6 protein-coding genes are annotated in these 6,803 nt (G+C 67.8%); 2 read left to right on the top strand and 4 right to left on the bottom strand.

What is annotated here, in order from left to right:
- Positions 1-10 precede the first annotated feature (10 nt).
- Entirely contained in the window at positions 11-1,540 is a 1,530-nt protein-coding gene (locus BYZ73_RS13680; RefSeq protein ID WP_146746303.1) for a recombinase family protein, read from the bottom strand.
- A gap of 125 nt (positions 1,541-1,665) precedes the next feature.
- Between BYZ73_RS13680 and BYZ73_RS23835 the strand changes: the two genes are divergently transcribed.
- Together BYZ73_RS23835 and BYZ73_RS13690 are read left to right on the top strand one after the other, a co-directional pair.
- A complete protein-coding gene (locus BYZ73_RS23835; RefSeq protein WP_245943150.1) occupies positions 1,666-2,259 on the top strand; it encodes a hypothetical protein in 594 nt (197 codons plus the stop codon).
- 199 nt (positions 2,260-2,458) lie between these two features.
- The gene (locus BYZ73_RS13690) at positions 2,459-4,546 is read left to right on the top strand and encodes a TonB-dependent receptor plug domain-containing protein (RefSeq protein ID WP_112316379.1); all 2,088 of its coding nucleotides are present in this window, start codon (positions 2,459-2,461) and stop codon (positions 4,544-4,546) included.
- On the opposite strand, the gene BYZ73_RS13695 is transcribed toward BYZ73_RS13690, so the two are convergent.
- The 3 genes from BYZ73_RS13695 to BYZ73_RS13705 all read right to left on the bottom strand — a co-directional run.
- Positions 4,534-5,367 (bottom strand): ABC transporter ATP-binding protein, encoded by an 834-nt coding sequence (locus BYZ73_RS13695; RefSeq protein ID WP_112316380.1) that lies wholly within the window; start codon positions 5,365-5,367, stop codon positions 4,534-4,536. The genes BYZ73_RS13690 and BYZ73_RS13695 overlap by 13 nt on opposite strands.
- Positions 5,355-6,347, bottom strand: a complete 993-nt coding sequence (locus tag BYZ73_RS13700) for a FecCD family ABC transporter permease (RefSeq protein ID WP_245943151.1) — start codon at positions 6,345-6,347, stop codon at positions 5,355-5,357. The genes BYZ73_RS13695 and BYZ73_RS13700 overlap by 13 nt, the downstream gene beginning before the upstream one ends.
- Positions 6,340-6,803: ABC transporter substrate-binding protein (locus tag BYZ73_RS13705; RefSeq protein WP_146746304.1), on the bottom strand; the 464-nt coding region annotated here is incomplete at its 5' end. The genes BYZ73_RS13705 and BYZ73_RS13700, both read right to left, overlap by 8 nt.

The following is a 6,803-nucleotide window of genomic DNA, read 5'->3' on the forward strand; positions in this document are numbered from 1 at the left end:
CCGAGTATCCTCAGTCCCGCAGGATGGCGACGTCCTCCCGCAACTCGAGCGGTCGCTGCTGACGGCGGGCAATCTTCTCGATCACGCTGCGTAGAAGTCGTTCGACCTCGGTCGCGTCCACGACGCTGGCCGGAACATGGGTTTCGCCCAGCGCGATATACGCTTCCATCCGACCCTGCCCGCAGACCAGGCGATAGCCATCTGCGGCCCCGGCATCGTCCTGGGCCAGCGTGATCGGCTTTTTCCGCCCCACCTTTCCAATACTGTCCACCGGGGCGCGAAAGGTCTTTTCCGACCGCTCGCGAGGATTTTCCACGGTGATTGCAGCGATCGGAACGATCTGCACCTCGGTCCCGGCTTCGCCGTGCATCTGGCGCAACAGGCGGTTGGCTTCGATATAGCGATAGTCGCGATCCGGGGTGACGCCGACGAGGGAATAGGCCCTGAGCAGGCTGCCGAAGCGGTGGGCATAGGCGCCGCTCGACGGCGTCCCTTCGGCCTCGTCGATCACCGGCCCCGAGATGTCGCCATGGCGTTGAAACAGCCGGGTCAGGCGTTCCAGCATTTCTTCATCCGAAAAGCGGCGGTTGCGCGCCGCGACGACGGCCTGCACCTGTCGGAACCGCCTTGGGTCGACAATGGCCTCGAAGGCGCCGTCCGCGCGGATCCAAATGTCGGGGGCGTTGGCGACCCGCTTGCGCCTCAACTTGACGGATCGGCGATTGCAGACGTTGTTGCCGATGTATTTCTCATTGGTCAGGATCTGGCGGACCGTCGCGCGGGTCCAGGCCCGCCCCAGATCGGTGAGGATGCCGCGCGCGTTGAACTCGGCCGCGATCTCGTCCTCGATCCGCCCGAGCATGAGAAAGCGGTCGTAGATCCGGCGCACCGTCCGAACCTCGTCATCCGGTCCCGGAACCAGGACGACGCGATCGGTCTGAAGGCTCTTGTGCTCGCCGCGGTTCAGTTCGGTCTTCACCTCGCCACGGTCATTGAGCAGCGCGCGGCGCAACCCGACGCCCGCCGTGCCGCCCTGCCGGTATCCCGGCTCGATCAGGCAGCACTGGCCCGCGAAGACCTTGACCGACAGCTCGCGGCTGTATTCGCCGGCCATGGCCCGCTTGACGCTTTTCACGATGGTCGAGGTCGGCAATCCGTCGTCTTCGAACAGCTCGGCGCAATAGGCGACCTGCATGCCGACCTTCCGGCAGCGGTATTCGTCATAGGCCGATTCATCGGCATCCTGAAACCGCCCCCAGCGGGTGACGTCATAGACGAGGATCACGCTGAATTCGGCCGCGCCGGAGTCGACGTTGGCGATCATCTGCTGCAGGGCCATCCTGCCGCCGATGACCAGCCCGCTTTTCGCGCCGTCCGAATAGGTTCTGACAATCCTGATGCCGCGCCGCTTGGCGTAGTCGCGGATAGTCTGCGCCTGGTTCCGGGTGGAGTATTGCTGATGCTCGGTCGACATCCGGACGTCGTCCGCAGCCAGCAGGCGGTCGGTCCTCTCGGAACTGGGTCGACTTGCCCGGGCCACGTCCGCCTCCCGATGCGATCATTCGGGCCGATCCCGGCGACTGGCCCTTTTCCGAGGAATGGGCGCCAATCCGAACGGCCGTTTCTCATGTCCTTCGCGAAGTCTTATCGGAGGAGGATGCAGAGATGCGGATCGAGATGGGCACAGTTGTGCCGGAGAAGGGCACAATTGTGCAGCTTCGCCCGGAAACGGTCGGCTATCGCGGGACGCTGGCCATGGCGTTGCGGCTTGAGCTTGGCTCGACCCATCGCGCGATCAAGACGGCGATGCGCTGGACCGGGGCAAGCGAGCGGACCGTGGAATACTGGTTCGCCGAAGAGCGCGGGCCCAGCGGAGAGCATCTGATCCGGTTGGCCAGGCATTCGGACAGGGTGTTCCGCATGGTCCTGATAGGGGCCGGTCGCTATGACGATGCGGATCCCGAGATGCGCGAAACGATTGCAGGGACGCGGTGGCGGACCTGCGGGCGGTCGAGGCGGTGCGCTGCTGTGCGGCCCGGCCTCCGTGACCGCGTCGATCTCGCCCTGGCCCGCATCTCGACCATGAGCGTCCGCCTCGGCGGCGCGTTCTGCGCTGCGCCGCGCGGTTTGCCTGCGGGCGGGGTCAATCCGGCGATGGCGGCGCGGGGGGCCAGAGAACGGGCTGTGGCCAGGTCGCGGGAGGTTGCCCCGGGCTCTGCACTCCGCTCCCGACATCCGCAAGCGGTATCAGGCACCTGACACTCGGCTCCGCCGTCACCAAGGCGCCCTGCGGATGGGCACTGCAGGACGCATCTGCTCTGGCAGCGGGCATCGGACCCGCTTCGTTCTCCTGTGCGCGGCACAGATCTGTCACAATCGTTAACGCTATATAGTTTGGCAATATAACGAATCGGCAGCGCCGCCATGCGGCGGCGTCTGCAAGACTTGGGGGACAGACATGTCATTGCTTCTACGGCTGGTGCGAACCGGCTGTCTGGTATCGTGCGGCCTCGGCCTTCCTGCCCTTGCCCAGCAGTCCTCGGACAAGCCGGACGAGGTCTTCGCGCTTGGCGAGATCGTCGTCCGGTCGTCCGACGAGGCGACGCAGGGCGGCACCAGCAGCACAGTCGGCGCCGAAGAGATCAAGCGCACCAACCGCGCCACGCTGGATGACGCGCTGCGCACGCTGCCCGGCGTCTCGGTCGGCAATACCGGCGGATCGCGCAACGAGCGGCTGATCTTCGTGCGCGGCTTCGACCGCTTTCAGGTGCCGCTTTACGTCGACGGGATCCGTGTCTACCTGCCTGCTGACAACCGGCTCGACTTCGGGCGCTTCCTGACCCCGGATCTTTCGGCAACCCAGATCCAGAAGGGCTATGTCTCGGTGCTGAACGGTCCGGGTGGCATGGGCGGCGCGATCAACCTGGTCACGCGGCAACCGACCGAAGTCTTCGAGGGCGAGGCACGGGTCGGGCTGGAAGCCGGCAACCGCGGCGACGTGACGACCCGCACCGGCTATTTGTCGCTGGGCAGCCGGATGGACCGGTTCTTCGTGCAGGGCAGCTACCTGACCCGCGACAATGACGGGTACTACCTGTCGCGCGACTACACGCCGACGGACGTTCAGGGGGCGGGACATCGCGACTATTCTGACAGCGAGGACAGCCGCCTGAACCTGAAATTCGGCTTTACCCCCAATTCAAGCGACGAATACGTGCTGAGCTATACCCGGCAGGAGGGCTCGAAGAACGCCCCCTACAATGTCGATCAGCCGGTGCGGGGCATCACGCCCGCGCCGTTGCCGGTCGGCGCCAGCTATCAGCGCGACTGGGAATGGCCGGAATGGGATCTCGAAGGGCTGACCTTCTATTCGACCACCGATCTGGGGGGCGGCGCCTGGCTGAAGACCAAGCTCTTCCACCACCAGTTCGACAATGTGCTCTCGGCCTATGACGATTACACCCATTCCAGCCAGACCGTCGGGCGGGCCTTCGACAGCACCTATGACGACACGGCCTGGGGCGGGACCATCGAGCTTGGCTCGGATATCGGCGGGCGGAACACGCTGACATCGGCGTTTCACTACCGCTATGACCGGCACCGCGACATCCAGCTGTCGCGCCCCGATATCAACAGTATCCCCGACCCGACCGAGACCAGCCGGGAACGGACCCTGTCCTTCGCCCTTGAGGACCGCTTTCAGCTGCGCGACGACCTGAGCCTCGTGGGCGGGCTCAGCTTCGACCGGGCCGAGGTCCTGTCGGCAAGCCGCACCAGCACCGATTACGGCGAACCGGTCGGGTCGTCGGACGCCGTGAACTGGCAGCTGGCGGCGATCTGGTCGCCTGCGGCGGGCGGCGAATACCATGCCAGCCTGTCGTCGCGGACCCGCTTTCCGACCCTCTTCGAGCGCTACAGCTCCCGCTTCGGAACCGCCGTGCCGAACCCCGATCTCGATGCCGAGCGCGCCCTGACCGCCGAGGTCGGCTATCGCGGCGATCTGGGGCCGGTCGCGGTCGAGACGGCTCTGTTCTACAGCGAGATCGACGACACGATCCAGTCTCTGAACGTCGGGGTCGGCCTGTCGCAGAACCAGAATGTCGGCGACGGGACCTATGCGGGCTTCGAGATCGGCGCCCGCACCGACCTGACCGACAGCCTGGCCCTGTCGGCCAACTACACCTATCTCGACCGCGACATCACCGATCCGGTCCGCCCCGGCCTGAAGGCCACGGACACGCCGCGCCACAGCGCCTATCTGCGGCTCGACTGGCAGGCGACCGACAGCTTCTCGATCGCGCCGTCGCTGGAACTGTCCAGTTCGCGGCTGTCCGACAGCGCGATCCAGCCGGCCGATCCGACCGACGTGTCCTATACCCGGAATGCCGGGTTCGGTCTGCTGAACCTCGACATGGAATGGAAGGCCAGCGACCGGGCCAGCATCGTTTTCGGGGTCCGGAACGCCCTCGACAAGAATTACGAGCTGGTCGAGGGCTTTCCCGAGGCGGGCCGGACGTTCTACCTGACCACCGCCTACACGTTCTGACCGGCAGAGGCCCCGGCAACGGGGCCTTCGTCTCCCCGGCCGGAGGGGCCGGAGAAATGCAGCCGTCCTCCGGGCAGGGAGTCGCGCCGGACCGGGATGTCGTAAAGACGGGTCATCCGCGCGGCGGTCATCACCTCGGCGGCGGGGCCCGCCGCCAGAACACCGCCGGGTTCGATCAGAACCGCCTCGTCGCCCAGATCGGCGGCCTGATCGGGGTCGTGGGTGCAAAGCAGCACGCCGATCCCGCGCGCGGCCAGACCCCGGATCGCCTTGCCCACGCGGATGCGGTTGGCGAAATCGAGGCTGGCGGTGGGTTCGTCCATCGCGACGGCCTCGGCGCCCTGGGCGATGGCGCGGGCGATCAGCACCATCTGCCGTTGTCCGCCCGACAGCCGCGTGATCTCGACCGGGCCGAGATCGTCGATCCCCAGAAGGGCCAGCGCCGCCTCGGCGCGCGCGATCTCGGCCGCGCCCGGCCGGGCGAAGGGACCAAGCCGCGCTGCCGCCCCCATCAGGACGAGATCGAGGGCGCGCCAGGCAAAGGGTGTCGTCAGGGTCTGGGGCACATAGGCCAGCCGCTGGGCGATCTCGGCCCGGCTGAGATCCGAAAGCGGGCGCCCGCCCAGAAAGACCGCGCCGCCCAGCGGCGGCATCAGGCCCAGCAGCGTGCGGAAAAGCGTGGTCTTGCCGACCCCGTTCGGACCGAGAAGGCAAAGGATGCGCCCGCGGTGAAGGCCAAGCTCCACCTCCTCAAGCAGCGCCCGCCCGCCATGGCCCACGGCCAGCCCGCGCGCCTCGACCAGCGGCGTCACTCGGCCCATGTCCGTCCTCCCCGTGCCAACAGCCACAGGAAAACCGGGCCGCCGAGAACCGCCGTGAGGATGCCCAGCGGCACCTCCTGCTGGGCGATGCACCGGGCCGCCGCGTCGACCAGCACCATCAGCGCGGCCCCCATCGCCAGCGCCACCGGCAGCAGCCGGTCGAAGCGCGGGCCGGTGATCAGCCGCGCCATGTGCGGCACCATCAACCCGACCCAGCCGATCACGCCCGCGACCGATACTGCCGCCGCGGTCACCAGCGTTGCCGACAGGATCACCAGAAGCCGCAGCCGCCCGGCCTCGACCCCCAGGCTCCGCGCCTCGTCATCGCCAAGCGCCAGCAATCCGATCCGCCAGCGCAGCGCGATCAGCGGAAGAAGGCCCGCGACGATCGCGGGCAGGGCCGCGGCGACATCGGCCTGCTTGATCCCCGCAAGGCTGCCCATCAGCCAGAAGGTGATCGCGGGCAACTGGTCGTCTGGATCGGCCATCAGCTTGACCAGCGAGATCCCCGCCCCGGCAAGGGCCGCGACCGCCATGCCGCACAGTACGACGACCAGCACCTGGCCCAGGCCGCGCAGTGCCAGTGCGATGGCCATGACCAGAGCGATGGTGCCGATCCCGAAGGCGAACCCCATCAGCTGGATCGCCAGCACCGGCAGGCCCAGCAGGATGCCCAGCACCGCCCCGAACCCGGCACCCTGCGACACGCCCAGGATGTCGGGCGCGACCAGCGGGTTGCGAAAGACCGTCTGATAGGCCGCACCCGCCGCGGCCAGCGCGGCGCCGATCAGGGCCGCCGCCACGACCCTCGGTAGACGGATGTTCCACAGCACGATGGCGGCTTGCGGGTCGGGCGGGTGGCCGATCAGCGTGTCGGCCACATCGGCGGGCGACAGCGGGTAAGGCCCCAGCATCGCGCCCGCCGCCAGTGCTCCGGCGAGCCCCAGCGCCAGCAGCGGCGGTGCCGCGCGCTCACTCACCCGGATGCCCGGCGCCCAGAAGCCCGTCCAGCGCCGCCCGGTCGGGCGTCACGCCGTAAAAGAGCGTGTAGAACCGGGTCACCTCGGCCTCGATGTCGATGCGGGCCTCGTCGGGATACAGTTTCTCGGCCAGCCATTTCAGCCCGATCAGGCGGTTGACCGAAGGCGGGCTGTCGATGAAGCCGAAGGGCGCAGACGGCGCCAGATAGACACGCCCGTCGCGCACCGCCGGAATGCCCTGCCATTCGGGCAGCGCGCCGACATGCGCCGCGAAACCGGCATCGATGGTCACGATCACCTCGGGCGCCCAGGCCTGCACCTGTTCGGGCGACACCGTGGCAAGGCCGTCCGGCCCGGCCTCGACCACGTTCCAGCCGCCGAGCCGGTCGATGATCTCGGCATTGATCGAGCCCCGCGCGGCCGTCTCGATCCCCTCGGGGCCGCGTGCCAGATAGA

It is taken from the genome of Rhodovulum viride, assembly GCF_003265965.1.
Taxonomy (GTDB): Bacteria; Pseudomonadota; Alphaproteobacteria; order Rhodobacterales; family Rhodobacteraceae; genus Rhodovulum; species Rhodovulum kholense.

What these genes read in the sequence shown, in the direction of transcription:
- BYZ73_RS23835 (WP_245943150.1), top strand. Translation starts at nt 1,666, where the DNA reads ATGCGGATCGAGATGGGCACAGTTGTGCCGGAGAAGGGCACAATTGTG.
- BYZ73_RS13690 (WP_112316379.1), top strand. Translation starts at nt 2,459, where the DNA reads ATGTCATTGCTTCTACGGCTGGTGCGAACCGGCTGTCTGGTATCGTGC.
- BYZ73_RS13695 (WP_112316380.1), bottom strand. Translation starts at nt 5,367, where the DNA reads ATGGGCCGAGTGACGCCGCTGGTCGAGGCGCGCGGGCTGGCCGTGGGC.